Origin of the sequence: Pseudomonas sp. WS 5503, from assembly GCF_012985385.1 — a bacterium.
GTDB classification, from domain to species: domain Bacteria; phylum Pseudomonadota; class Gammaproteobacteria; order Pseudomonadales; family Pseudomonadaceae; genus Aquipseudomonas; species Aquipseudomonas paracarnis.
Window position 1 is genome coordinate 487,571 of record NZ_JAAQWI010000001.1, and the last position, 22,901, is coordinate 510,471.

At 60.1% G+C, this 22,901-nt stretch carries 27 protein-coding genes, 1 tRNA gene and 1 pseudogene; 18 read left to right on the forward strand and 11 right to left on the reverse strand.

All coding sequences use genetic code 11. The annotated features are described in order from the left end of the window. Position 1 precedes the first annotated feature (1 nt). Both HBO10_RS02420 and HBO10_RS02425 read left to right on the forward strand, forming a co-directional pair. Positions 2-1,516, forward strand: coding sequence for a tripartite tricarboxylate transporter permease (locus HBO10_RS02420; RefSeq protein WP_003189428.1), 1,515 nt, complete (start codon positions 2-4; stop codon positions 1,514-1,516). Beyond that, on the forward strand, positions 1,509-2,546 hold the full coding sequence (locus HBO10_RS02425; RefSeq protein ID WP_034126560.1) for an AbrB family transcriptional regulator: 1,038 nt from the start codon (positions 1,509-1,511) through the stop codon (positions 2,544-2,546). The genes HBO10_RS02420 and HBO10_RS02425 overlap by 8 nt, the downstream gene beginning before the upstream one ends. Positions 2,547-2,575: 29 nt before the next feature. Here HBO10_RS02425 and ung read toward each other — a convergent pair whose 3' ends face one another. Continuing rightward, a complete protein-coding gene (gene ung, locus HBO10_RS02430) occupies positions 2,576-3,268 on the reverse strand; it encodes a uracil-DNA glycosylase (protein ID WP_020301023.1) in 693 nt (230 codons plus the stop codon). A 136-nt stretch (positions 3,269-3,404) separates the two neighbouring features. Between ung and HBO10_RS02435 the strand changes: the two genes are divergently transcribed. Then, entirely contained in the window at positions 3,405-4,517 is a 1,113-nt protein-coding gene (locus HBO10_RS02435) for an enoyl-CoA hydratase/isomerase family protein (protein ID WP_034126559.1), read from the forward strand. Here HBO10_RS02435 and HBO10_RS02440 read toward each other — a convergent pair. Both HBO10_RS02440 and HBO10_RS02445 read right to left on the reverse strand, forming a co-directional pair. After that, positions 4,503-4,955, reverse strand: a complete 453-nt coding sequence (locus HBO10_RS02440; protein ID WP_034126558.1) for a DUF3757 domain-containing protein — start codon at positions 4,953-4,955, stop codon at positions 4,503-4,505. The genes HBO10_RS02435 and HBO10_RS02440 overlap by 15 nt on opposite strands. A 155-nt stretch (positions 4,956-5,110) precedes the next feature. After that, complete coding sequence (locus HBO10_RS02445; protein ID WP_034126557.1) at positions 5,111-5,470, reverse strand: hypothetical protein; 360 nt, start codon at positions 5,468-5,470, stop codon at positions 5,111-5,113. Between the two features lie 67 nt (positions 5,471-5,537). On the opposite strand from HBO10_RS02445, the gene HBO10_RS02450 reads away from it, so the two are divergent. The 8 genes and pseudogenes from HBO10_RS02450 to HBO10_RS02480 all read left to right on the forward strand — a co-directional run bounded on the left by HBO10_RS02450 (position 5,538) and on the right by HBO10_RS02480 (position 9,224). Beyond that, positions 5,538-5,705 (forward strand): hypothetical protein, encoded by a 168-nt coding sequence (locus HBO10_RS02450; RefSeq protein ID WP_155290838.1) that lies wholly within the window; start codon positions 5,538-5,540, stop codon positions 5,703-5,705. An 8-nt stretch (positions 5,706-5,713) separates the two neighbouring features. Then, positions 5,714-5,926: a cysteine-rich CWC family protein gene (locus tag HBO10_RS02455; RefSeq protein ID WP_034126556.1), complete on the forward strand. Its 213-nt coding sequence runs from the start codon at positions 5,714-5,716 to the stop codon at positions 5,924-5,926. Beyond that, positions 5,916-6,608, forward strand: coding sequence for a pseudouridine synthase (locus tag HBO10_RS02460; RefSeq protein ID WP_034126555.1), 693 nt, complete (start codon positions 5,916-5,918; stop codon positions 6,606-6,608). Before HBO10_RS02455 ends, HBO10_RS02460 begins: the two co-directional genes overlap by 11 nt. Before the next feature lie 304 nt (positions 6,609-6,912). Next, on the forward strand, positions 6,913-7,797 hold the full coding sequence (locus HBO10_RS02465) for an alpha/beta hydrolase (protein WP_034126554.1): 885 nt from the start codon (positions 6,913-6,915) through the stop codon (positions 7,795-7,797). Between the two features lie 113 nt (positions 7,798-7,910). Further along, positions 7,911-7,984: transfer RNA gene (locus HBO10_RS02470), tRNA-Gly, on the forward strand. 108 nt (positions 7,985-8,092) lie between these two features. Next, positions 8,093-8,208: pseudogene (locus tag HBO10_RS31195) on the forward strand (type II toxin-antitoxin system HicB family antitoxin); the annotation flags it as partial. Between the two features lie 85 nt (positions 8,209-8,293). Continuing rightward, positions 8,294-8,626, forward strand: coding sequence for a hypothetical protein (locus HBO10_RS02475; protein ID WP_034126553.1), 333 nt, complete (start codon positions 8,294-8,296; stop codon positions 8,624-8,626). A 97-nt stretch (positions 8,627-8,723) separates the two neighbouring features. Next, a complete protein-coding gene (locus tag HBO10_RS02480) occupies positions 8,724-9,224 on the forward strand; it encodes a methylated-DNA--[protein]-cysteine S-methyltransferase (RefSeq protein WP_034126552.1) in 501 nt (166 codons plus the stop codon). A gap of 91 nt (positions 9,225-9,315) precedes the next feature. Here the strand turns inward: HBO10_RS02480 and HBO10_RS02485 are convergent, their stop codons facing one another. The 4 genes from HBO10_RS02485 to HBO10_RS02500 all read right to left on the reverse strand — a co-directional run bounded on the left by HBO10_RS02485 (position 9,316) and on the right by HBO10_RS02500 (position 12,009). After that, a complete protein-coding gene (locus HBO10_RS02485) occupies positions 9,316-9,843 on the reverse strand; it encodes a DUF4142 domain-containing protein (protein ID WP_003189402.1) in 528 nt (175 codons plus the stop codon). Between the two features lie 119 nt (positions 9,844-9,962). Then, entirely contained in the window at positions 9,963-10,604 is a 642-nt protein-coding gene (locus HBO10_RS02490; RefSeq protein WP_034126551.1) for a LysE family translocator, read from the reverse strand. Between the two features lie 46 nt (positions 10,605-10,650). Next, a complete protein-coding gene (gene fos, locus HBO10_RS02495; protein WP_034126550.1) occupies positions 10,651-11,067 on the reverse strand; it encodes a fosfomycin resistance glutathione transferase in 417 nt (138 codons plus the stop codon). 15 nt (positions 11,068-11,082) lie between these two features. Beyond that, the gene (locus HBO10_RS02500; RefSeq protein ID WP_034126549.1) at positions 11,083-12,009 is read right to left on the reverse strand and encodes a LysR family transcriptional regulator; all 927 of its coding nucleotides are present in this window, start codon (positions 12,007-12,009) and stop codon (positions 11,083-11,085) included. A gap of 68 nt (positions 12,010-12,077) precedes the next feature. Here HBO10_RS02500 and HBO10_RS02505 point away from each other — a divergent pair, with 68 nt between their 5' ends. Beyond that, positions 12,078-12,554, forward strand: coding sequence for a DMT family transporter (locus HBO10_RS02505; RefSeq protein ID WP_034126548.1), 477 nt, complete (start codon positions 12,078-12,080; stop codon positions 12,552-12,554). On the opposite strand, the gene HBO10_RS02510 is transcribed toward HBO10_RS02505, so the two are convergent. Together HBO10_RS02510 and yiaY are read right to left on the reverse strand one after the other, a co-directional pair. Next, on the reverse strand, positions 12,526-13,200 hold the full coding sequence (locus tag HBO10_RS02510) for an NAD(P)H-binding protein (protein WP_034126547.1): 675 nt from the start codon (positions 13,198-13,200) through the stop codon (positions 12,526-12,528). The two genes, HBO10_RS02505 and HBO10_RS02510, sit on opposite strands and share 29 nt — an antisense overlap. An 86-nt stretch (positions 13,201-13,286) precedes the next feature. Beyond that, positions 13,287-14,435: an L-threonine dehydrogenase gene (gene yiaY, locus HBO10_RS02515; protein WP_034126546.1), complete on the reverse strand. Its 1,149-nt coding sequence runs from the start codon at positions 14,433-14,435 to the stop codon at positions 13,287-13,289. A gap of 123 nt (positions 14,436-14,558) precedes the next feature. Here yiaY and HBO10_RS02520 point away from each other — a divergent pair, with 123 nt between their 5' ends. After that, positions 14,559-15,575: a DUF4917 family protein gene (locus tag HBO10_RS02520; protein ID WP_034126545.1), complete on the forward strand. Its 1,017-nt coding sequence runs from the start codon at positions 14,559-14,561 to the stop codon at positions 15,573-15,575. 122 nt (positions 15,576-15,697) lie between these two features. Here the strand turns inward: HBO10_RS02520 and HBO10_RS02525 are convergent, their stop codons facing one another. Then, entirely contained in the window at positions 15,698-16,225 is a 528-nt protein-coding gene (locus HBO10_RS02525; protein ID WP_014717336.1) for an XRE family transcriptional regulator, read from the reverse strand. Positions 16,226-16,385: 160 nt separating this feature from the next. Here HBO10_RS02525 and HBO10_RS02530 point away from each other — a divergent pair, with 160 nt between their 5' ends. Both HBO10_RS02530 and HBO10_RS02535 read left to right on the forward strand, forming a co-directional pair. Further along, on the forward strand, positions 16,386-17,168 hold the full coding sequence (locus tag HBO10_RS02530) for an aldolase (protein ID WP_034126544.1): 783 nt from the start codon (positions 16,386-16,388) through the stop codon (positions 17,166-17,168). Between the two features lie 30 nt (positions 17,169-17,198). Further along, positions 17,199-18,077, forward strand: coding sequence for a dihydrodipicolinate synthase family protein (locus tag HBO10_RS02535; protein ID WP_034126543.1), 879 nt, complete (start codon positions 17,199-17,201; stop codon positions 18,075-18,077). 48 nt (positions 18,078-18,125) lie between these two features. Here the strand turns inward: HBO10_RS02535 and HBO10_RS02540 are convergent, their stop codons facing one another. Then, on the reverse strand, positions 18,126-18,458 hold the full coding sequence (locus HBO10_RS02540; protein ID WP_034126542.1) for a YegP family protein: 333 nt from the start codon (positions 18,456-18,458) through the stop codon (positions 18,126-18,128). A 168-nt stretch (positions 18,459-18,626) separates the two neighbouring features. Between HBO10_RS02540 and HBO10_RS02545 the strand changes: the two genes are divergently transcribed. From HBO10_RS02545 to HBO10_RS02555, 3 genes are all read left to right on the forward strand, one after another. After that, a complete protein-coding gene (locus tag HBO10_RS02545; RefSeq protein WP_034126541.1) occupies positions 18,627-19,166 on the forward strand; it encodes an RNA polymerase sigma factor in 540 nt (179 codons plus the stop codon). Continuing rightward, positions 19,163-20,131, forward strand: a complete 969-nt coding sequence (locus HBO10_RS02550) for a FecR domain-containing protein (protein ID WP_034126540.1) — start codon at positions 19,163-19,165, stop codon at positions 20,129-20,131. The genes HBO10_RS02545 and HBO10_RS02550 overlap by 4 nt, the downstream gene beginning before the upstream one ends. A gap of 127 nt (positions 20,132-20,258) precedes the next feature. Continuing rightward, positions 20,259-22,817, forward strand: a complete 2,559-nt coding sequence (locus tag HBO10_RS02555) for a TonB-dependent receptor (RefSeq protein WP_034126539.1) — start codon at positions 20,259-20,261, stop codon at positions 22,815-22,817. The last annotated feature ends 84 nt before the right edge of the window (positions 22,818-22,901 follow it).

A 22,901-nucleotide genomic window follows, 5' to 3' on the forward strand; every position in this document is an offset into this window, starting at 1 on the left:
TATGGATACTTTTGGCTATTTGGGCCAGGGTTTCGGCGTTGCGCTGAGCCCCTATAACCTGGTGACCGCGTTGTGCGGCACCCTGATTGGCACCGTGGTCGGCCTGTTGCCGGGCCTGGGCCCGATCAACGGCGTGGCACTGCTGATCCCCATCGCCTTCGCCCTGGGCTTGCCGCCGGAGTCGGCGCTGATCCTGCTGGCAGCCGTGTACCTGGGCTGCGAATACGGCGGCCGCATCAGTTCGATTCTGCTGAACATCCCGGGCGAAGCCTCCACCGTCATGACCACCCTCGACGGCTACCCGATGGCCCGCAAAGGCCTGGCTGGCGTGGCACTGTCATTGTCGGCCTGGAGTTCGTTCATCGGCGCGTTTATCGCCACCTGCGGCATGGTGCTGTTCGCCCCGCTGCTGGCCAAGTGGGCGATTGCGTTCGGCCCGGCGGAATATTTCGTCCTGATGGTGTTTGCGATTGTCTGCCTGGGCGGCATGGCCGGTGACAAACCGCTGAAGACGTTTGTTGCCGCGCTGATCGGCTTGTTCCTCTCTTGCGTGGGCATCGACGCCAACAGCGGTGTGTACCGCTTTACCGGCGATAATATTCACCTGACCGACGGCATCCAGTTCGTGGTGCTGGTACTCGGCCTGTTCTCCATCAGCGAGATCCTGCTGCTGCTGGAAAAAACCCACCGTGGCCAGGAAGCAGTGAAAGCCACCGGGCGCATGATGTTCAACGCCAAGGAAGCCTTGTCGGTGCTCACTGTGAATCTTCGTTGCGGCGTGTCGGGCTTTATCATCGGCGTGTTGCCGGGCGCTGGTGCAACCATGGCCTCGGCCGTTGCCTACATGACCGAGAAACGCATCGCAGGCGCCAGCGGCAAATTCGGTCAGGGCGACATGCGCGGCCTGGCCGCCCCAGAAACCGCGATCGGCGCATCGGTCTGCGGCGCCATGGTACCCATGCTGACCCTCGGCGTTCCTGGCTCGGGCACCACGGCGGTGATGATCGGCGCCCTGTCGCTGTACAACATCACCCCCGGCCCACTGCTGTTCCAACAGCAACCGGACATTGTCTGGGGCCTGATCGCCTCGTTGTTCATTGCCAACATCATGCTGGTCGTGCTCAACATCCCGATGATCCGCATCTTCACCCGTATCCTCGCCGTGCCGAACTGGGCGCTGGTGCCGGTGATCGCCATCATTACCGCGATTGGCGTGTACGCCGTGCATGCCACCACCTTCGATCTGTTCCTGATGATCGCCATCGGCATCTTCGGCTACATCCTGCGCAAGCTGGACTTCCCGCTGTCACCGCTGCTGCTGGGCTTTATCCTCGGCGGCCTGATGGAGCAGAACCTGCGCCGTGCGCTGTCGATCTCCAACGGTGCGCTGGAAATCCTGTGGTCGAGCCCGATCACCTTTGGCGTCTGGGTGCTGACCGCAATCATGCTGCTTGTACCGCTGCTGCGTATCTGGCGTAAACGCGTGCAACAGCGTCGTGCCCTGGCCGATGTCTGAGGTCACCTTTAAACATTGGTGGGGAACACCGCTGGTCGGCCTGAGCGGCGGTTACCTGGCCAGCCTGGTCGGCTGGCCTTTGCCGTACATGGTCGGCTCGTTGCTGGCGATCATCCTGGTGCGTTGCCTCACGCCCTGGCAGTTGGCAGAGATTCCCGGCGGGCGCAAATGCGGCCAATGGGTGGTGGGCATCGGCATCGGCCTGCACTTCACCCCGGTGGTGATCGAGCAGGTGATGAGCCACTTCGGCCTGATTTTCTTCGGTGCACTGGTCACCAGCTTGTCGAGCGTGGTGGGCGTGTGGTTGATGCGCCGCAGCGGTGAAGACCGCGCCACGGCGTTTTTCTCCAGCATGCCGGGCGGTTCCGGGGAGATGGTCAACCTCGGCGCCCGCAATGGCGCGGTGCTCAGCCGGGTTGCGGCCGGGCAAAGCCTGCGTGTGCTGGTGGTGGTGCTGTGCGTGCCAGCGATCTTCAAATATTTGCTCGGAGGCGGCGCGCCGCAGTTCCATCCGGCGCCCGTGGACTGGGCGTGGCTGGCCGTGCTGTTTCCGGTGGGTGCGCTGGTTGCCTGGGGCTGGCAACGCTTGCGCCAACCCAACCCTTGGCTGTTCGGGCCATTGCTGGTGAGCGCGATCGCCAGTGTGACCTGGGATTTACACATCGGCCTGCCAGACGGCGGCAGTCAGATCGGCCAATGGTTGATCGGCAGCGGTTTGGGCTGCCACTTCAATCGGCAGTTCTTCCGTCGCGCGCCATCGTTCATGGGCCGCACCTTGATTGGCACGGCATTGACCATGCTGCTGGCGACGTTAGCGGCGGTGGGCTTGAGCGCCCTCACTCACCTCGACCTGCGATCACTGACCCTGGGCATGATGCCAGGCGGTATCGCTGAAATGAGTCTGACAGCTGAAACCCTGCAGCTGTCGGTGCCCTTGGTGACGGCGATGCAGGTGATGCGCTTGTTGTTCGTGCTGTTTTTGGCCGAGCCTTTGTTTCGGCACTGGAACCGTCAGCCAGCCCCCCTCTAAAACCTCCCACATGTTGAATGTGCCAGGCCTCACACCGGTGGCAAACGCCACTCGATGGGGGCCTCGCCATTCTGCTCGAGAAACTTGTTGGCCCGGCTGAAATGCCCGCAGCCCAGAAACCCGCGATACGCCGACAACGGCGACGGATGCACCGAGGTCAGCACCAGATGCTTGGTGGCGTCAATGAGCTTCTGCTTGCTCTGAGCATGGGCGCCCCACAGCAGGAACACCAGGTGAGGCTGATGCTCGCTGACTACCTCGATAATCCGATCGGTGAAGAACTGCCAGCCCTTGCCGGCATGGGCGTTGGCGTTGGCGCGCTCCACGGTCATGGTGGTGTTGAGCATCAGCACGCCCTGGTCGGCCCAGCTTTGCAGGTAGCCGTGGTTGGGGATGTCGATGTTCAGGTCGCGCTTGAGCTCTTTATAGATATTGACCAGCGACGGCGGCGCCGGCACGCCCGGTTGTACCGAGAAGCACAAGCCGTGGGCCTGGCCAGGGCCGTGGTACGGGTCTTGTCCGAGAATCACGACCTTGACCTTGTCCAGCGGCGTTGAATTAAGCGCGTTGAAAATCAATGGGCCGGGGGGGTAGATCTCTTTGCCAGCAGCATGTTCCTGGCGCAGAAACTCGCGCAATTGCGCCATGTAGGGCTTCTCGAACTCCTCCCGCAGGGCGTGTTTCCAGCTGGGTTCGAGTTTGATACGGTCGCCATCGGTCATAGTTGAATTGTCTTGTAAAAAAGAATGAGGCGAACCCTAGGAAAGCCGACCCCGCTTGTCAATTGATCTGACACAGCACCGGCACTTTCCCACGAAGGGATCATACTCATCCTTCACCTTCTCGATTGAGGCCACGATGAACCTGCATTTCGAAGAACTGACCGGCAGTGGCGGCGCTCGCATCGGTATCGCCAGCCTGGACGCGCCAAAGTCCCTTAACGCCCTCTCCCTGCCGATGATTCTGGCCCTGGATGAGCGCATGGAGGCCTGGGCCAAAGACCCGCAGATCGTCTGCGTGCTGCTGCGCGGCAACGGCCCCAAAGCTTTTTGCGCCGGTGGCGAAGTGCGCAGCCTGGCTCAGGCTTGCCGTGAACAGCCGGGCGAAGTTCCGACCCTGGCCGCGCAGTTTTTTGCCGCCGAATATCGTCTTGACTACCGCCTGCACACCTACCCGAAGCCGTTGATCTGCTGGGGCCACGGTTATGTATTGGGCGGCGGCATGGGCCTGTTGCAAAGCGCCGCCGTGCGTATCGTTACGCCAAGCAGTCGTTTGGCCATGCCCGAGATCAGCATTGGCTTGTACCCGGATGTGGGTGCCAGTTGGTTCTTGTCCCGCTTGCCGGGCAAGCTCGGCCTGTTCCTGGGCCTCACCGGCGCCCATATCAACGGTCGCGACGCGCTGGACTTGGGCCTGGCCGACCGTTTCCTGCGTGATGACCAGCAAGACGATCTGCTCGATGGCCTGCTGCAGCTGAACTGGCAGGAACAGAGCGCGATGCAACTCAACAGCTTGCTCAAGGCCCTGGCGCAGGAGGCATACAGTGATCAACCCGAAGCGCAATGGCTACCGCGCCGCGCACAGATCGACGAATGGCTTGATGTAGGAGATGTGCGGTGTGCCTGGCGCGCCTTGAGCCTGCTGCGCGACCACAGCGACCCGCTATTGAGCCGGGCCGGCAAAACCCTCAGTGAGGGCTGCCCACTGACGGCGCATCTGGTGTGGGAACAGCTCCAGCGTGCCCGTCACCTCTCATTGGCCCAGGTGTTCGAGATGGAATACACCCTGAGCCTCAACTGCTGCCGTCATCCGGAATTCGCCGAAGGGGTTCGGGCGCGCCTGATCGACAAAGACCAGGCGCCTCGTTGGCACTGGCCGGATATCAACACACTCCCGGAAACGGTGGTGCAGGCGCACTTTGACAAGGCCTGGGAAGGTAGGAATCCTCTGGCAGATTTATCTGACTACTGACAGGTCTGTACGCTTGTCGTTGACCTTGAAAGCGCAGTTGTCCGGCTGGCTGTCCATGCACGTATACACCGGCAACTCGAACGCATCGGGCTGCAGCCTCCAATACAAGGTGCTGGTCAACGACATGTTGATAACCTCATTGCCGCTGCTTGGCCTCAACGCTACCACCCCGTTCCAACTGGTGCGGTAGATGCACTTGTCCATGTAGCCGTTTCCTCTCTCCTCGCCCTCGCCCGGCATAAAGACTGCACCAATGAATCCGTCAATAACACCACGAGACGCAACCTTCGGGCTTTGCCAGCCCAGGCCATTGTCCTTGACGCGATAATGGCCGTCGGCGTACGCGACCTGCGACGGATAAGGACAGCCTTGCTCCGCTCTTGCCGGCGCAATGACGTAGCTCAACAGCAGCAGCACGCAAATCAATTGTTTGAACATAGGGATTCCATCTGTTCAGTCTCACCACGCAAAAGCACAGGCTTTGCGCTAGTGAAGTACAGCTATCAATTCAAAGATAGCTGTTAAATCTGACAGTACGGACGTACGGTACCCATAAAAACGGCGCATGATGCGCCGCTTGTTTTTCAAGATATTTAACGGTGACCGCCGCGACCACTTCCGTGGTCGGAACCGCGTCCACGCCCGCCATTGCCCCAGCGGTCGCCCCACCCCTGGTTTGGGTAGGGCCGGTACCCGGCGCGAGGGTAATAGCGCGGGGCCGGTTGGTAGTAGCGCGGCGCCGAATAGTAGCGAGGCTGTGGCGCATAGTAGCGAGGCGCTGGCGCGTAATAGCTGCGCCCAGAAGGGTAATAACGCGGGCCGCCGTAGTAATAGGCTGGCGCCGGCACGGTGTAGACCTCGGAGCGATAGTAGGTAGCGCCTCCATCGTAATAGGGCACGCAGGCTGAAAGGGTCAGGCCGAGCAAAGCGATGAGCAGCAGTCGTCGATACATGGCGGCCTCCTGGACCGCGGAAGAGCTCCTCCAGCGACGCTGGCGAGCGGCATTCAGCTTTCACTGAATGACGAAACATCTGACATCAAAAACCGAATCTGGTGCGTTCGCGACACAACTGGAAACACCTGTTTCAGACGAAGTGAAAGCCCGCCAAAACGCCATGATGATGGAATGCCGCGCAGCCGCGCTGTATCGTGCAACAACTAACGCGCCCTACCCGATTCCCTTCTGAACCGACCCATGATCACACCGACCCTTTGCCCCGCCTGTGGTGCCCGCAACGACTGCTCCCTGGCCGATCCGCGCACTGCCGATCAAGCCTGCTGGTGCTACGGCGTCATCATCGACCCGGCGGTGCTTGAAGCCCTGCCGGATGAGTTGCGTGATAAAGCCTGCCTGTGCCCACGCTGCGCCCAGGTGGACGAACAGTTGCGTAACCGCAATGCGCGTTGATCGTTTCCTCAGCAACCTGCCACAGTTCAATCGCAAGCAAGTGCGCCTGTTGCTGGTGGAACGCCGGGTGACCGTTGAAGGGGTTGCGGTCAGCGATCCTCACCATGACGTACGTGAATTCAGCCAGGTCTGCGTTGACGGTGAAATCCTGCAAGCGGGCAAGCCGGCGCGCTATTTCATGCTGCACAAACCCCAGGGTTGCGTCAGCGCCACGTCGGACCCGCAACACTCCACGGTCCTTGACCTGCTGGACGAACCGGACAAAGCCGAACTGCATATCGCCGGGCGCCTGGATTTCAACACCACCGGCCTTATCCTGATCACCAACGACGGCCAATGGTCGCGGCGCCTCACGCAACCGCAGACCAAGTTGCCCAAGGTGTACCACGTGCAAACCGAACAGGACATCGGCCCGCAGTACGCGGTGACGTTCGCGGCGGGCGTGTATTTCGCTTTCGAAGATCTCACCACCCAACCTGCCGAACTTGAACTGCTGGGTCCCAGGACAGCGCGGTTGAGCATCATCGAAGGCCGATATCACCAGGTCAAACGCATGTTCGGTCATTTTGATAACAAGGTGATCGGCCTGCACCGCGAGCGAATGGGGCCCTTAGTGCTCGATGCGTCGCTTGCGCCGGGTCAGTATCGGCCACTGACTGACGAAGAGATCCTAAAAGTCTGACGACCGTTCAGCCGATGATGGCAAAAAACCAGCCCATCGCCTTGCGACATGCGTTCCGTACTGCTTGAATCAGGGCTTCAGCCAGATAATGACTGATGAGTCGCCTATAACCTCCAAGAAACACCTTGCCTCGCCCGCGCTTGATCCTCGGGCCTTCCCGGCAAACCGCCCGCCATAACAACACCCGCCGGCCAGCCGTCATCGGACCGACATGGGCCCTCATTTTCCAGGCGTATGCCTACCTGTCATAAAGCTCGTGCAGAGTGATCTGCGCGCACTACCCGCTTGCCAGGAGTCTTACGACATGAGGCCAGAAATCGCTGTGTTGGATATACAGGGTCAGTATCGGGTGTACACGGAGTTCTATCGCGCGGACGCGGCGGCAAAGACCATCGTCCTGGTCAACGGCTCAATGGCGACCACAGCGTCCTTCGCTCAAACCGTGAAAAGCCTGTACCCGCAATTCAATGTGGTGTTGTACGACCAGCCCTACGCTGGCCGTTCCAAAATCCATAACCGTCATGAGCAGATGCTGACCAAGGAAGTCGAAGGCCAGATCCTCCTTGAACTGCTCGACCACTTCGCCGCTGAACACGTGTTGTCCTTCTCCTGGGGCGGGGCCGCCACGTTGGTTGCCCTCGCACAGCGACCCCATCGGGTAGAAAAAGCCGTGATCAGCTCATTCTCGCCGGTGATCAATGCGCCCATGCGTGACTACCTCGAACGTGGCGTCGACTACCTGGGCAACCTCGACCGCGACCGCGTCGGCCATCTGGTTAACAGCACCATCGGCAAGCACCTGCCTTCGCTGTTCAAACGCTTCAACTACCGCCATGTCAGCAACCTGGCCGCACACGAATACGGGCAGATGCACTTTCACATCAGCCACGTGCTCAACAGCGACCGGCAGTGCTACCTCAAGGCAGCCAGGCAGATCGATATTCCAGTGCTATTCTTGAACGGCGAATGGGACGAATACACCAGTGCAGACGACGCCAAACTGTTTGGCCAGCATGTGGCCAAGAGCAGCTTCAGCACCATTCAGGCAACGGGACACTTCCTGGACATGGAACATAAAGCCGCGTGCCGCGACAGCCGTGAGGCCGTGGTGGGCTTCTTGAAAGGGCAGCGGCCCGCAAGCCCGTTACGGTATAGCCAGGGCCAGGCGCAGCATGCGTGGGCGCTTTGAAATCAGGCCTGACACTGTGGCGAGCAAGCTCTGTCGCCACACGCAACTCTCACATTTTTCAAAGAAAAACTTCAAATCCAGCTGAACATCTGGTACAAAGTCAGCCGCTCTGAGCGGGTATAGTTTAGTGGCAAAACGAAAGCTTCCCAAGCTTTAGTTGAGGGTTCGATTCCCTCTACCCGCTCCACTCAGATTTGCACTTGCGTCAGGGGGTTTCTGGCGGAGGCTGCACAAAAAACCGGTCCTTGGTGACCGGTTTTTTTATGCCTAAAATTTAGTCTCCAGCACTCATCTGCTGCTCGGCTATCTGTTGAATCGCATCGTTGAATACCTGTTGAATCATCCACAGGAAAAAGCTGCTCGGGGTTTCTGGCATTCGCAGCGCGAAAAGTATTACAGCAGGAGCGATAGGTACGCCTAAACAAAGTCTTACAGGAAGACCGGCAACACCTCACGATAATGTAGGCTCATCGGCCCAGAGCTTGGAAACATGGCAATGCTGGACACCAAAAAAGCCACACCCAAAATCATCCTGTGCCAAGTAGCCGGCTGGGTGTTGGTTTTGCCGCTGCTGGTCTCGTTTGTACGGCTGCCCTTCCCCCTCGGATTATTGCTGGAGTCAGGAGTGATTGCCGCCTCAGCGTATGGCGTGAGGTTTGCCTGGCGTCACGCAACCCCACGCGTGGCTGTGTTCGCTTTGTTTGTCACCCTGCTCAACGTCATTTCTATGGTCATGTTAAGTACCGCGTCAGTACTCAAGGCCCTTTACATTATCGCCTGGCTCTACTGGTACCCCCATTATTCCAGCTGGGTTTACTGGAATGTCTAGTTGGGCAAGAATTTGACCGCAAGAAACGTAGTTCCCAACCCCCTTGGTGGAACTACAGTGGCGTGGCCCCCATCAACGCCCTTCAAGGAAACTGCTCATGGACTACCAGTACAAGCTCATGCCTTCCCCTGTCGGTGAACTCACCCTGGTGGCACGGGATGGCAAACTCAACGCCATCCTCTGGGAAGTAGAACGTGCCAATCGCGTGCGCCTGGGTGAATTGATCGAAGCCGACGACAGCCCAGTGCTCTTGGAAACCGAGCGCCAATTGCAGGAATACTTCACCGGAAAGCGTAACCACTTCGAACTGGAACTGGACTTCACCGGCACTGACTTCCAGAAGCAAGTCTGGCAAGCACTGCTGACCATTCCCTTCGGCGAAACCCGCAGCTATAGCCAGATCGCACAGCAGATCGGCAACCCCAAAGCCGTGCGCGCCGTCGGCGCCGCGAATGGGCGCAACCCCATTTCAATCATTGCGCCATGTCACCGGGTGATCGGCGCCTCCGGCGGACTGACCGGGTTCGCGGGCGGGTTGGCAGCCAAGCAGTATTTACTTGCACTTGAAGGCACAGGTCAGACGGAACTGGCGTTATAGGCGGCATTGACCCATACCCCGTCTGAAACCCTGCATAAAAACGGCGGTGGGAGTCCCCTCCCACCGCCGTTTTTCAGATCGGGCAGCGGCCTCAACCGTCGCCTTGATGGCCCTTACCGTAGGTCGACGCCAGGGCCCGGGCTTTTTGCAAGCGCTCTTCAAGCTTGGGTAGCGTCTCATCCACCAGTGCCTTTATCTCTGGCACATCCGACGCCGCGCCTTCTTTCTGGAACAGGGCGATGGCGTCTTCGTTTTCCTTGACCTGCTGCGCGGTATAGGCAGCGTCAAAGGAATCGCCGTCCTTGAGTTCAGGCATCAGGGTTTCGGCCTTATCAACGATCTTCTCCCGTGGGGCCACTGGCAAATCAAGCTTCTTGGCGATCGCCGCCAAGTGCTGGTTGGCCAGCGTGCGCTCGTTGATGACCTCAATGGTGTAGTCCTTGATTTCCTGGGACGAGGTCTTGGCGTGGGCCATGCGGCTGGTTTCGATATCGGCCATACCTTTGGCCGAAGCCTGCTCGATGAATTCTGCAGGCGACTGGGCGAAAGCATTGCTGGCGCCGAGGCCCAGCAGCATCGCGAAACTGGCGGTGCGTAACCGGATAGCCATGCGGCTCATGATGGGTTCCTCCAGGGCAAAAATAGGCGCGGGAGCATACAACCCGCCCTGAATTCGAATTTTCAGGACGGTAAAGGTTTAGAAAAAACTTACCTGTGCGACGAACGGTCGTCGTCGCCTCAGGCCGCTTTGCTGCCGAACAGGCCCGGCAATGCGTGCGCCAGGGCATTGAGGGCGAAGCCGATAAACATCACGCCGCAGAGCTTGGTGATCAGGATTTCATGGCGTTGATACAGCGTGCGCACCCGTTGGGCACCCACCACGCCAATCAGGATCGCGTAGGCCAGCAAGCCACCGATAAAGCTCAACAGAATCAAGGTCGGCAGCATCGACCAAGTCAACAACTCGGCCCGGCTGGACAGCAACGCGGTGAACGTCGCCACGGCAACCGGGTAGGCCTTGGGGTTGGTCAAGCCAAACAGAATACCGTGCCAGAACGGATGGCGCGCCGCGCCCTGAGGGGCATCGCTATTGCGGCGCTGGGTGCGGATCGCACGCCAGCCGAGCCAGAATAAATACACCCCGCTGAGTACGCCGAGCACATCAAAGGCACTGCTGCCGACTTCTCGCGCACCGACGATGGCAATCAGCGCCGTGCTGCACCACACCACATCGCCGAGCAAATGACCGCACAAGAATCCTGCCCCGGCACGCCGGCCACGGGCCGCACCGATGCCGAATACGGCCAGGACACCGGGGCCAGGGGTAATGCCGTAGATAAAACCCGAAGCCAGTACGGCGAACAGCAAGGATGGGGTCATGGTAGACGCTCCGACAGACGCTTGAAGGTGAACGATTCTGCATGTTTCAGCGCGGTGGGTAAAACTTCATTCCAGCATAGGGCCGGGCGCGACAGGCTTGCAGCCGCGAGGCCAGATCGCCGACATGAGCCTCCAGCTTATGGCCGTCGGGATCGAGAAAATAAAACGATGCGCCTTCACTGCGGTTGTCTCGCCACTCCTGTACGCCGGCGGCGCGCAGGCGTTCGACCAAGGCAGTGAAATCAGCAGCATCGACAGTAAGGGCATAGTGGGTGTAATCCACCGCCGGAGCAGTCGAGCGCAACGGGTCCAGCGACAGGCACAGCCAAAGCCCAGGCAGTGAGAGGTAGGCACCGTTATCCCAGGTTGCGTCGAGCTGCAGGCGCAGCAGGTCGTGATAGAAACTGACGCTGCGCGGCACATCGGTGACGGCCAGGGTCAGGTGGTTGAAACCGCTGAGCATCTAGGTGTTCTCGCGTTATCGTGGGTCTGCGGACAATACACCCACCACCCTGCCAATCAACCACTGCAAACCCACATCCCCACCCCGCCGCGTATGCCAGGCCAGCTCAAAGGCAAACGACGGAATATGAAACGGCGGTGGCACGGCCAGCAATTGCCGAGCGTCAATATTCATCAAACCCCGGGACGACACCGTCAAAATCAGGTCCGTGCCCTGGATCAACTGCGGCGCCACACCCCAGTGCGGTAGGCTTATAGCTACATGGCGGCGTTCACGAATGGCCGTCAGCGCCCGTTCGATTTCTGGCGTGCCGCTGCCGCGCATCTCCAGCAGCACATGGGGGCGTGACAGATATGTCGGCAGGTCCAGCACTCCGTTGGGCGCAAGGCTGGTGGGGTCGACCAGGCAGGTGTAATGCTCTTCGAACAGCGGCGTAGTCCGCAGTTCGGCGGGCATGTCGGGGAATACGCCCGCAGCCAGATCGAGATCGCCATTGAGCACACCCTCAACCATGCCTTCGCGGCTGGCCTGGATGATCTGCAAGTCGATACCGGGCGCTTCATGGCGTAGGACGCGAACCAGGCCGGGCAGGAATATCGCCGCGCTGTAGTCCGACATCGCCACGCGAAAGCGGCGCTTGGCCGAGGCGGGATCAAAACGATTCGGCGCCAGTAATGCCTGCACCTGGGCCAGAGCTTCGGTCAATGGCGCCGCCAATTCCAGGGCGCGGGCGGTTGGCACCAGTGTGCCGCCCTGACGCATCAACAGCGAGTCGCCCAGCATATCGCGCAGCCGTGCCAACGCATGGCTGACCGCCGGCTGGCTCAGGTGCAGGCGCTCGGCGGCGCGGGTGACGTGTTGCTCGCTGAGCAAGGCGTCGAGGATCACCAGCAGGTTAAGGTCGACGCGGCGCAGATCATTCATCAACTGCATGTCCAGCATAAGAATTTGGAATTTAAATTTGCGCGACGAATACCCTAGAGTCCAGCAAAACCTTTGGGAGCGTCGAGATGACTGTGTTGCATTGGGTAGGTTTGTTAGCGCTGGCGGTGTTCGCCGGCGCGGTAGTGCCGTTTCAGAGTGCGATCAACGCCAATCTCGGGCGCGGGCTCGGCCATCCGTTGTGGGCCACCCTGGCGTCGTTACTGGTGAGCATCATCGTGCTGCTGCCGGTGATTGTGGCGATGCGTTTACCCCTGCCGAGCCTGGCCTTTATCAGCAAGGCACCGTTGTGGATGTGGGCCGGTGGTGCCTTTGGCGTGTGTTTTATTTCATTGGCGTTGATGCTGCTGCCCAAGCTCGGCGCATCGGGCTTCATTGCGCTGGCCATGGCCGGGCAGATTCTCGCGTCGTTGCTGCTGGACCATTTCGGCCTGTTCGGCCTGGTGGAACGTCAGTTGACAACCTCCCGGGCGTTGGGCGCGTTACTGCTGATCAGCGGCGTTGCGCTGATTCAGCTCAGCGGCGCTCAGCCGCCAGGCGATTGATCTGGGCCTGCTCCACCACGGGCTGCGGCGCGCCTTGGCTGGCCGCCTGCAACATCGCACGGCCGACGGTCTCGGTGCTCACCACCCAATCCGGTTTCAGTCGCCGCACAAACGAAAGCACCGGCCCAAGCACGCTGTAGAAGGATTGGTACAACGGCGTCTTCGAACGCACACCGTGCAACGGCTGGATGATCCCGGGGCGGAACAGATACACCGCCTTGAACGGCAAGCGCAGCAAGGCATTTTCGGTTTTGCCCTTGACCCGCGCCCACATCGACTTGCCGGCTTCAGAACTGTCCGTGCCGGCGCCGGACACATAGATAAAGGTCATCTGCGGATTGAGCCGCGCCAGGGTGCTGGCCGCCACGAGGGTCAGGTCATAGGTGAGGTGGGTATAGCGCGCCTCCTTCATGCCCGCCGACGAAACACCCAGGCAGAAGAAACATGCATCAAAACCCTGCAACAGGTTTTCCAGGGGCTGAAAATCCAGCATGTCGTTGTGCAACACCTGATGCAACTTGTCGTGCTCTTGGGTCAAGGGCGTGCGGCCGACGGCCACCACTTCCTGCACATCGGCCGCCAGCAGGCACTCGCGCAGCACACCCTGGCCCACCATGCCGGTGGCGCCGAATAACAGAACTCTCATGAAGGGACCTCAGCGGCACGCCGCACGCGTGATGCTTGAATGCATTGAGCGTGTAGCTTACCGCGTGCTGCCAAAGGCTGCCCCTATCAAAACGCGCTACGAAAGATCTCCTCAATCTGACGCTGGTCCGCCCGCCGCGGGTTGGTCAGCCCGCAGGCATCTTTCAACGCATTGCTGGCCAGCAACGGAATGTCCTGCAACTTAGCGCCAAGCTCACGCAAGCCCGCAGGGATTTCCACGTCCTGTGACAACCGACGAATCGCCGCGATGGCAGCCTGGGCGCCCTCCTCGGCGGTGATGCCCTTGATATCTGCACCAAGGGCCCGGCCCACGTCGCTCAGGCGTTTGGCGCAGACACTGGCATTGAAGCTTTGTACATGGGGCAATAGCACCGCGTTGCACACGCCGTGGGGCAGGTCGTACAAGCCGCCCAATTGGTGGGCCATGGCATGCACGAAACCCAGGGACGCATTGTTGAAGGCCATGCCAGCGAGGAATTGCGCGTAGGCCATGTTTTCCCGTGCGGCCTTGTCAGTGCCGTCGCGCACCGCCAGGCGCAGGTTGGCGCTGATCAATTCGATGGCCTTGATCGCGCAGGCGTCGGTGATCGGTGTCGCAGCGGTGGACACGTAGGCTTCGATGGCGTGGGTCAGCGCATCCATGCCCGTGGCGGCGGTGAGGCCCTGGGGCATGCCGACCATCAGGGCCGGGTCGTTGACCGACAGCAACGGCGTGACATTGCGGTCGACGATGGCCATTTTTACGTGGCGGCTTTCGTCGGTGATGATACAAAAACGCGTCATCTCGCTGGCCGTGCCAGCGGTGGTATTGATGGCTACCAGCGGCAGTTGCGGCTTGCTCGATCGGTCCACGCCTTCATAGTCGCCGATACGCCCACCGTTGGTGGCGCACAGGGCAATGCCCTTGGCGCAGTCATGGGGCGAACCGCCGCCCAGGGACACGACGAAATCACAGGCGCTCTGTTGCAGTAACGCCAGGCCTTTTTCGACGTTTTCCACGCTGGGGTTGGGCTTGGCGCCGTCGTAGATCACCGAGTCGATATCCTGCATCGCCAGCTTCTCGGCGATCATGCCGGCCACACCGGCTTTGGCCAGGCCGACGTCGGTGACGATCAACGCTTTGCCGAAGCCGTAGTTGCGGATGGCGGTCATCGCTTCGTCGAGGCAATCGATGCCCATGATGTTGACGGCGGGGATGAAGAACGTGCTGCTCATGATCAATCCTCAAAGGCTTTATGCCGACAGAATCAACCTGTACCGCGTGGCGCATCTTGATCAGGATCAATGCCGGCTCGTGATAAAGTCACCCCCCAGCCGATTTCGAGTAGACCCGCCGCAATGAAGGATTTCCAGGATATTGACGCCCACCTTGAAGACTGGAGTGCCCTGCGCGCTGCCGTCGACTTCAGCGGGATTCTGATCGGCAACGGCGCCAGCCGCACGATCTGGGAAGACTTTGCCTACGACTCGCTGTTCGAAAACGCCCGTACCGTCGAAGAAAAACCCCTGAGCGCCTCCGAACTCAGCGTGTTCGACGCCTTGCAAACCCGCAGTTTCGAGCAAGCCCTGGGCGCCTTGAAAACCACCAGCCGGGTCAACAAGGCCCTGGCGGTCAGCTCGGCGGCGCCGCGTAACCGTTACTACGCGATCAAGGAAGCACTGATCAACACCATCCATGCCGTGCACATTCCCTGGCGCCTGGTGCAACCGTCGACGCTGGCGACGATCAACGCGGAGCTGGCCACCTACGCCACCGTATTCACCAGTAACTACGATTTGCTCAACTACTGGGCGACCCTGCACGCACCGGGTATCGACGACCTGTTTCGCAGCGCCGACTCAAGCTTCGACCTGCGCAATACGCGCACCGACATCACCCGCATCCTGTACCTGCACGGAGGCCTGCACCTGGTGCGCAACCTCGACGGCACGGCGCGCAAATTGCCGTCCACCGACAGCACCCTGCTCAGCAGTTTTGCCATCAACAACACGATCAAGACCCTCGACGATGTGCCGCTGTTTGTCAGTGAAGGCAAGGTGGAGGAGAAACTCAAAAGTATCCGCAGTTCGGATTATCTGTCGTTCTGTTATGAACAGCTGTTGAGCCATGAAGGCGCGCTGTGCATCTTCGGGCATGACTTGGGGCCGCAGGATAAACACTTGGTGGATGCTATCGGCCAGGCCAGCATCAGCACCCTGGCGATCTCGGTGTCGGGGCGCAGTGATGGGTTTGTTCGTCAGCAGAAGCGGCGGTATATGGAGCTGTTCGAGGGCTCTAATGTGGAACTGAGGTTCTTTACCGCGCGTACGCACCCACTGGGCAATCCGGCATTGTCCGTCCCTGTAGAACGCTGAGCAAAATGTGGGAGCTGGCTTGCCTGCGATGGCGGTGGGTCAGCGACAGATTGGGCACCGATAAACCGCTATCGCAGGCAAGCCAGCTCCCACATTGAATGCATTTCAAGTCGGGCTCAGTCTCACTCCTCAGCGCTGTGCACCACCACCAGCAACTGCGCCTGCACCTCTCCCACCGAGCGAATCCGGTGGGGTTTCTGCGCGTTGAAATGCAGCGCATCACCGCGCGCCAACAGCACGCGCTCACTCATGAAATCCACCTCAACCTGGCCTTCATGCACGAATAAAAACTCCTCCCCCAGGTGCTCCTTGAAGGTCTTGTCGGTGAACTCCGCCGGCGGGTAGATGATGAACGGCAACAAGCTGCGCTCGCTGACTTGATGGGCCAGCACCGCATAACCCGGCGAGGTGTCGGGCCGCTCATGGCTACGCACCAGGCTGTAGCTGTCGAGGCTGACGTTGTCTTCGCTGAACAGTTCTTCGACCTTCACGTTCAACGCCTTGGCGAGTTTCAACGCCGCAGCGATGGATGGCGTATTAAGCCCGCGTTCGACTTTCGACAGGTAACTCTTGGTCATCCCGGATTTTTCGGCCAAGGCCTCCAGGGTCACGCCAAGTTTTTTTCTTAATATTTTCAAGCGGATAGACATGTGCTGCGGTTAATCCCTGCAGAAAGCGATGAGACAGGCTTGCCAATGACACAAAGTGTCATATAGCATCTTTAGTGTCATTTGCATTCACCCACCGACCTTGCGAGCAGCGGGCGACCAGCAAATCCGACGTCCATTGAACCACCCAAAGGACACCGATATGGCCAAGACATTAGCACTCCCAAAAGACCAACTGGTCAAGCAAGCACTGAGCCAGATGCAAAACAGCCTGGCAGATAATACGTGGACCGACCGGCAAAAGCTGGCGCTGACCTGCCGAATCCTGTTCGAGTACGGCCACGACTCCGGCCTGGCCGGGCAGATCACCGCACGTGGGCCGACGCCCGGCACCTACTACACCCAGCAACTGGGCCTGGGTTTTGACGAAATCACGGCCAGCAACCTGTTGCTGGTCAACGAAGACCTCGAAGTACTGGAAGGCCATGGCATTCCCAACCCCGCCAACCGTTTTCACACCTGGGTGTACCGCGGCCGCCCGGATGTAAACTGCATCATCCACACACACCCCACGCACATTGCCGCGCTGTCGATGCTGGAAGTGCCGTTGCAGGTGTCGCACATGGACCTTTGCCCGCTGTACGAAGACTGCGCGTTCCTGGAGGCCTGGCCCGGCGTACCGGTGGGCAATGAAGAAGGGGAAATCATCACCGCGGCCCTGGGCGACAAGCGCGCCATTCTGCTCTCGCACCACGGCCAGTTGTCCACCGGGGCCAGCATCGAAGAAGCCTGCGTGATTGCGCAGTTGATCGAACGGGCTGCCAAGTTGCAGTTGCTGGCGATGTCTGCTGGTACCGTCAAACCGATCCTGCCGGAGCTGGGACGCGAGGCCCACGACTGGATCTCCAAACCCAAACGCCACGGCGCCGCGTTCAACTATTACGCCCGGCAAAACCTGCGCAAGCACGCCGATTGCCTGAACTGATTGCCCCCCTTTTCGACCGGAGTTTCCCCCATGTCCAACCCAACCATTCACGGCATCATCGGCTACACCATCACGCCCTTCAGCGCCGACGGCCAGCGCGTTGACCTCGACGCCCTCGGGCGCTCCATCGACCGCTTGATCAACAGCGGCGTCCACGCCATTGCGCCCTTGGGCAGCACGGGCGAAGGCGCTTACCTGAGCGATGCCGAGTGGGATGAAGTCAGTGCCTACAGCATCAAGAAAGTCGCCAAGCGCGTGCCGACCATTGTCAGCGTGTCCGACCTGACCACCGCCAAGGCCGTGCGCCGCGCCCGCTACGCCGAAGAGCACGGCGCCGATGTGGTCATGGTGCTGCCGGCCTCGTACTGGAAACTCAGTGACGCGGAAATCCTCGCTCACTACGCCGCCATCGGCGACAGCATCGGCGTGCCGATCATGCTCTACAACAACCCGGCCACCAGCGGCACCGACATGTCGGTGGAGCTGATCCTGCGTATCCTCAAGCAGGTCGAGAACGTGACCATGGTCAAGGAGAGCACTGGCGACATCCAGCGCATGCACCAGTTGAAACTGCAAAGTGACGTGCCGTTCTACAACGGTTGCAACCCGCTGGCGCTGGAAGCCTTCGCGGCTGGCGCCAAAGGCTGGTGCACCGCGGCGCCGAACCTGATCCCGCAACTGAACCTGAGCTTGTATCAGGCCGTACTGGCCGATGATTTGAACAAGGCGCGGGAGCTGTTCTACCGACAGTTGCCCTTGCTGCAATTCATCCTCAAAGGCGGGCTGCCGGCGACGATCAAGGCCGGGTTGCGCTTGACCGGGTTGGAGGTGGGTAATCCGCGCTTGCCGGTGTTCCCGTTGGGTGAGGCAGGGATCGGACAGCTCAAAGCGTTGCTGTCATCGGTATAAAAAACGCCCGGCTCTCGCGAGCCGGGTGCAGGTCTTCTTGCACAACTGTCAGGTCTTGTCCTTGATAGTGACACTGGGACCATTGGTCTTGACGCTCGCAATGCCATTGTCTCGTGCGGCTGTAGAGGTGTACTGCTCACTGCTGCCGATCACTTGATGATTGGCCGCCTTGAGGTTGAAGAACGGTTGGCCGTTGCTGGCCACTTTTTTCTCATAACGTTCATCATGTGGGCTGTTTGTCTGCACTGAAGCAATGCCGGCTTCAGTAGCACCGCGGGTGGTGTAAAGCTCGCTGGTCAATATGGTTTCTGCATTCGCCGCCTTAAGCACGAAACGAAACTGCCCGTTACTGCTTTTACTCAACTCATACCATCCAGCCATGACTTTCTCCTTTGAGTGGGATATCGCTCCCAAACTTGTAGGATTAAAGGCCATGCCCCAATTTTTTCCAGCCAAACACGGGAGATCTATTTAGCTGGAGACAAATGACAATAATTCTCGATATCATTCGCGACTTTTCCACGTCGTACTTCGTCAAGAAGGGTATCCATGTCTCGTCCCCAGCCCGACCCGTCGGCGGCCGATGCCTGTCGCGGGTTTTATGCAGACATTCTGTATTTCCTGCGTAAACGCACGGACAACGCCAGCGACGCGGCGGACATGGCCCAGGATGTGTTTACCCAATGGCTGGGCTACCGCGACCGTGCCAAGGTCGAGCAGCCACGGGCGTTTCTGTTCCAGATGGCGCGCAACCTGCTGCGCGATCACTGGCGCAAACAGAAGGTACGGCAAACCGTCCACCCTGATCACGCCGAAATGGATGCCGAGCCGGTCACCGACGAGCACAACGACCCCATGGCCGCCGCCCTTCGCCTGCAACGCCTGGAACAGTTGAAAGAAGTCCTTGCCGAACTCTCGCCGCGCCGACGAGAAGCCCTTATGCTGCACCGCTTCGAAGGCTTGAGCCAGGCGCAGATAGCAACGCGCATGGGCATCTCCACCAGCATGGTGGAAAAGCACATCGCCTTTGCCCTGCTGCACTGCAAGCGCCGCCTTCAACCCGCCCCCGGCACGGAGCAGCCAGAATGAACCGCCCGAGCGACACAGACGCGCTGGACAGCCAAGCGAGCGATTGCATCGACGCCCAAGCCGCCAGTTGGTTTGCACGCAACCGCAACGAAGCAAGCCGCGCCGACCGTAAAGCCTTTGCCGACTGGCAGGCGGTGCCCGCGCATGCGCGCGCCTATGCCGAATTCGAACAGCTGTGGGCCGACCTCGCCCAGTTGCAACAACTGAACAAACCGTTGGCACTGCCCAAGCGCAAGCCCAGCCTTTGGCGCCCTGCCCTGGCGATGGCGGCCGCTCTGCTCTGCGCCGTGCTGGCGACCTCTATCGGCGCACCGCGCGAGCTGTATCACAACCAGGTTGCCACCCATGCCAAGGGCGTGCGCACTTTGAATCTGCCAGATGGCAGTACCTTGTATGTGAATGCCAACACCCATATCCGCGTGGACTTCAGCGCCCATCAACGGGTGCTGCATCTGGACAAAGGCCAGCTGTACATCGAAGTGGCCGCCGACAAGGAACGCCCCCTCTACGTGCAGGCCGGCGAGTCGAGCGTACGGGTGGTGGGCACGGCTTTCGATGTGCGCCGTGGGCAGCAGCAATTGGTGGTCAGCGTTGCCCATGGCCAGGTCGCTTTCGCGCCAAATGGCGAAAGCCCCGTCACCCTGCTCGACGCCCAGCAACGGGCCTCATACAACTACGCCAAAGGCACCGTGCAATCGCGTAGCCTCAGCGCCGAAGAGATCGCCGATTGGCGCAGCGGGCATTTGTCGTTTCGCAATCGAGAGCTGGCCAGCCTGATCGACGAACTTAGCCTCTACCGTCCACAGACGCCGTTGCAGGTCAGCAAGGCCGTCGCGCAGCTCAAGGTGTCGGGCAACCTTGATGTGAGCGACCCGGACGCCCTGCTCAACGCCTTGCCCGCGCTGTTGCCAGTGAAAACCGTGCTCTCGGCGGATGGCATCATGAGAATCGAGCCGAGCAAATAAACGGCAGAAACCACACATGAGAATATTTTGCATTCGCATGTGTGGTTTTTTTTGCCTGCCCCGTCTTCCTCCTGTCTGTGTTTGATACGCACACCTTTTTGGCTATTTAGCCGCTCCGGGGGATTTCATGTTTCGCGCGCCTTGCCACGCTTCGCACCTGTTTCTTCGACCGACACTCATGGCTACGTGCCTGGCCTTGAGCCTCAGCGCCGAAGCCGAGTCGCTCAAGCTGCACCTGCCGGCCCAGTCGCTGGCCACGTCCCTGAGCCAGGTGGCCCAGCAAGCGAAAATCCAGCTGCTGTTCGATGAAACCCTGCTCAAGAACGTGCAGGCCCCAGCGCTTGACGGTAACTACACCCCGGAAGTGGCCATCCGTTCCCTGCTCAAAAACGGTGAGCTCAACCTGATCAAGGTCGGCAGTACCTATGTGGTGCGCCCCGACGAGGGCAAAACCACCACCGGTGGCGCGATCCAGTTGGACACCCTGAGCGTGATCGGTACTGGCAATGAGGTAAACGCCAGCACCGTCAACCGCTCCACCCTGACCCAGGCCGACATCGACCGTTACCAGTCCAATAACATTCCCAGCCTGTTGCAGACCTTGCCCGGTGTCAGCCAGGGCGGCTCGCTGAAGCCCGGCGGCCAGACCATCAACATCCGTGGTTTCGGCGATGCCGAAGACGTGCCGCTGACCGTTGACGGTGCCACCAAGACAGGCTTTGAGCGTTACCAGCAAGGCACGGTGTTTATCGAGCCCGAGCTGATCAAGCGCATCGAAGTGGAAAAAGGCCCCAACTCGCCGTTCACCGGCAATGGCGGCTTCGGCGGCACGGTCAACATGGTCACCAAGGACGCTCCGGACCTGCTTAAGGACGGCCGCAACAGCGGTGCGATGCTCAAATATGGCTACTCCAGCAACGACCATGAGCAGGTCTACAGCAGTGCCGTGTATGGCCGTACCGACGACGGCCGTTTCGATGCGCTGGCCTACCTGACCCAACGCGACGGCGGCGATATGAAAGTGGCCGCCAAGTTGCCCAACGACAACAATGAGTACCCGATCAACCCTCAGCGCCTGCCCAACAGCGCCCAGGATGTGGACGGCAAGCTGTTCAAGGTCAACGCACACTTTACCGATGAGCACAGTGTCGGGCTGTCGTACTCGCGCTCCCACAGCAACCGCTGGACCCCGTTTTCCGCCGCCAGTTACCCCACGCCACCGACCCAGTTCAACATCGACCGCTACGGCTACGAAGGCGCGTTGAAGCGCTTCCTCGCCCACCGTGACACGGTCGACACCACCTGGTCGGGCAAGTATGAATACCAGCCGCTGGACAACCCGCTGGTGGACTTGACCATCAAGTACTCCCAGTCCAACACCGAGCAGACCGATGAGCGTGACGCCACGGCGTTTTTCCAGTTGGCCACCGGCGGGCGCAAGATGGACACCGCCTACACCGACAAGCTCCTGGATATCCGTAACGTCAGCCTGTTTGACACCGGCCCCTTGCAGCATGCCGTGACGGTCGGCGGGCAAATCCGCAAGCACACCCGCGAAACCGAGATGTGGATGCCTGGCGCCACCTACAACACGCCGCGCTACAACTACGGGCACTTTCAGCCGGGCTTCATGCCCCACGGCAAAGTCGATACCAACAGCTTCTTTATCCAGGACGCGGTGACGTTGGGCGACGTGACGATCACGCCGTCGCTGCGCTACGACCATGTGCGCAACCGCGGCGAAGGCAACGATGCGCCCTACTACAACAACCCCAACCCGGCAGTGGGTCACGACTACAGCGACCGCACCTACACCGGCTGGTCGCCACGCCTGGCGCTATTCTGGACCGTGACGCCGAATGTGGGGCTGTTCGCCAACTGGAGCCAGACCTGGCGCGCCCCGGTGATCGACGAACAATACGAAGTGCAGGGCGTGGGCAGTCGCACCGCCACCAGCGTCGACCTGGACCCGGAGCGCATCACCTCGATCACCGTTGGCAACATCACCAGCTTCGATAACCTGCTCGCCCAGGACGACAACCTGCAACTGCGCACCACCCTGTTTCACAACAAAGTCGAAGACGAGATCTTCAAGGCCACCGGCGTGGGTTGCCAGAACCAGGCTGTCAATGGCGGCAGCATCGCTTCAGCTTGCCCGCCTGGGCCGATGTCCAACTACCGCAATATCGGCAGCCTGACCATCAAGGGCGTTGAGCTCGAATCGATCTACAACTCCACCTACCTGTTTGGCTCGGTGTCGTTCGCCTATGCCAAGGGCCAGCACCAAGGCGCCTACACCAATCCCTGGGGCCCGGACGTGGCCGCGCGGGATATTCCGCCGACCAAATGGGTGCTGGTACTGGGCACTCACATCCCGGCCTGGGATGCCCAGGTGGGCTGGATGAGCCAATTCATCGGCGCCACCGACCGCCTGCCCAGCGACAAATACTCTGGCGGCCCGGGCTCCAGCATCGGCGATGTGTTCTACGACCAGTACGGCAACAAGCGCTACAACACCCAGGGCCTGTTCGCCAAATGGGCGCCGCAGCAGGCATATCTCAAAGGCACCGAGGTGAACTTCACGGTGGACAACCTGTTCAACAAAAACTTCCGCCCGGCCTTGAGCGGCGACCGTGCCTATACCAAGGGGCGTGATGCGAAGATCAGCGTCACACGCTTCTTCTAACCACACACGCATTCCAACTGTGGGAGCTGGCTTGCCTGCGATAGCGGTGGTGCAGCCACCATGGTCATCGCAGGCAAGCCAGCT

Coding starts and splice junctions, on each gene's coding strand:
- HBO10_RS02480 (WP_034126552.1), top strand. CDS start 8,724: ATGGACTACCAGTACAAGCTCATGCCTTCCCCTGTCGGTGAACTCACC.
- HBO10_RS02460 (WP_034126555.1), top strand. CDS start 5,916: ATGCGCGTTGATCGTTTCCTCAGCAACCTGCCACAGTTCAATCGCAAG.
- HBO10_RS02535 (WP_034126543.1), top strand. CDS start 17,199: ATGTCCAACCCAACCATTCACGGCATCATCGGCTACACCATCACGCCC.
- HBO10_RS02540 (WP_034126542.1), bottom strand. CDS start 18,458: ATGGCTGGATGGTATGAGTTGAGTAAAAGCAGTAACGGGCAGTTTCGT.
- HBO10_RS02505 (WP_034126548.1), top strand. CDS start 12,078: ATGACTGTGTTGCATTGGGTAGGTTTGTTAGCGCTGGCGGTGTTCGCC.
- HBO10_RS02530 (WP_034126544.1), top strand. CDS start 16,386: ATGGCCAAGACATTAGCACTCCCAAAAGACCAACTGGTCAAGCAAGCA.
- HBO10_RS02425 (WP_034126560.1), top strand. CDS start 1,509: ATGTCTGAGGTCACCTTTAAACATTGGTGGGGAACACCGCTGGTCGGC.
- HBO10_RS02545 (WP_034126541.1), top strand. CDS start 18,627: ATGTCTCGTCCCCAGCCCGACCCGTCGGCGGCCGATGCCTGTCGCGGG.
- HBO10_RS02445 (WP_034126557.1), bottom strand. CDS start 5,470: ATGTATCGACGACTGCTGCTCATCGCTTTGCTCGGCCTGACCCTTTCA.
- HBO10_RS02435 (WP_034126559.1), top strand. CDS start 3,405: ATGAACCTGCATTTCGAAGAACTGACCGGCAGTGGCGGCGCTCGCATC.
- HBO10_RS02510 (WP_034126547.1), bottom strand. CDS start 13,200: ATGAGAGTTCTGTTATTCGGCGCCACCGGCATGGTGGGCCAGGGTGTG.
- yiaY (WP_034126546.1), bottom strand. CDS start 14,435: ATGAGCAGCACGTTCTTCATCCCCGCCGTCAACATCATGGGCATCGAT.
- HBO10_RS02455 (WP_034126556.1), top strand. CDS start 5,714: ATGATCACACCGACCCTTTGCCCCGCCTGTGGTGCCCGCAACGACTGC.
- HBO10_RS02440 (WP_034126558.1), bottom strand. CDS start 4,955: ATGTTCAAACAATTGATTTGCGTGCTGCTGCTGTTGAGCTACGTCATT.
- HBO10_RS02450 (WP_155290838.1), top strand. CDS start 5,538: ATGACGAAACATCTGACATCAAAAACCGAATCTGGTGCGTTCGCGACA.
- HBO10_RS02500 (WP_034126549.1), bottom strand. CDS start 12,009: ATGCTGGACATGCAGTTGATGAATGATCTGCGCCGCGTCGACCTTAAC.
- HBO10_RS02465 (WP_034126554.1), top strand. CDS start 6,913: ATGAGGCCAGAAATCGCTGTGTTGGATATACAGGGTCAGTATCGGGTG.
- HBO10_RS02485 (WP_003189402.1), bottom strand. CDS start 9,843: ATGAGCCGCATGGCTATCCGGTTACGCACCGCCAGTTTCGCGATGCTG.
- HBO10_RS02475 (WP_034126553.1), top strand. CDS start 8,294: ATGCTGGACACCAAAAAAGCCACACCCAAAATCATCCTGTGCCAAGTA.
- HBO10_RS02490 (WP_034126551.1), bottom strand. CDS start 10,604: ATGACCCCATCCTTGCTGTTCGCCGTACTGGCTTCGGGTTTTATCTAC.
- ung (WP_020301023.1), bottom strand. CDS start 3,268: ATGACCGATGGCGACCGTATCAAACTCGAACCCAGCTGGAAACACGCC.
- HBO10_RS02520 (WP_034126545.1), top strand. CDS start 14,559: ATGAAGGATTTCCAGGATATTGACGCCCACCTTGAAGACTGGAGTGCC.
- HBO10_RS02420 (WP_003189428.1), top strand. CDS start 2: ATGGATACTTTTGGCTATTTGGGCCAGGGTTTCGGCGTTGCGCTGAGC.
- HBO10_RS02555 (WP_034126539.1), top strand. CDS start 20,259: ATGTTTCGCGCGCCTTGCCACGCTTCGCACCTGTTTCTTCGACCGACA.
- HBO10_RS02550 (WP_034126540.1), top strand. CDS start 19,163: ATGAACCGCCCGAGCGACACAGACGCGCTGGACAGCCAAGCGAGCGAT.
- HBO10_RS02525 (WP_014717336.1), bottom strand. CDS start 16,225: ATGTCTATCCGCTTGAAAATATTAAGAAAAAAACTTGGCGTGACCCTG.
- fos (WP_034126550.1), bottom strand. CDS start 11,067: ATGCTCAGCGGTTTCAACCACCTGACCCTGGCCGTCACCGATGTGCCG.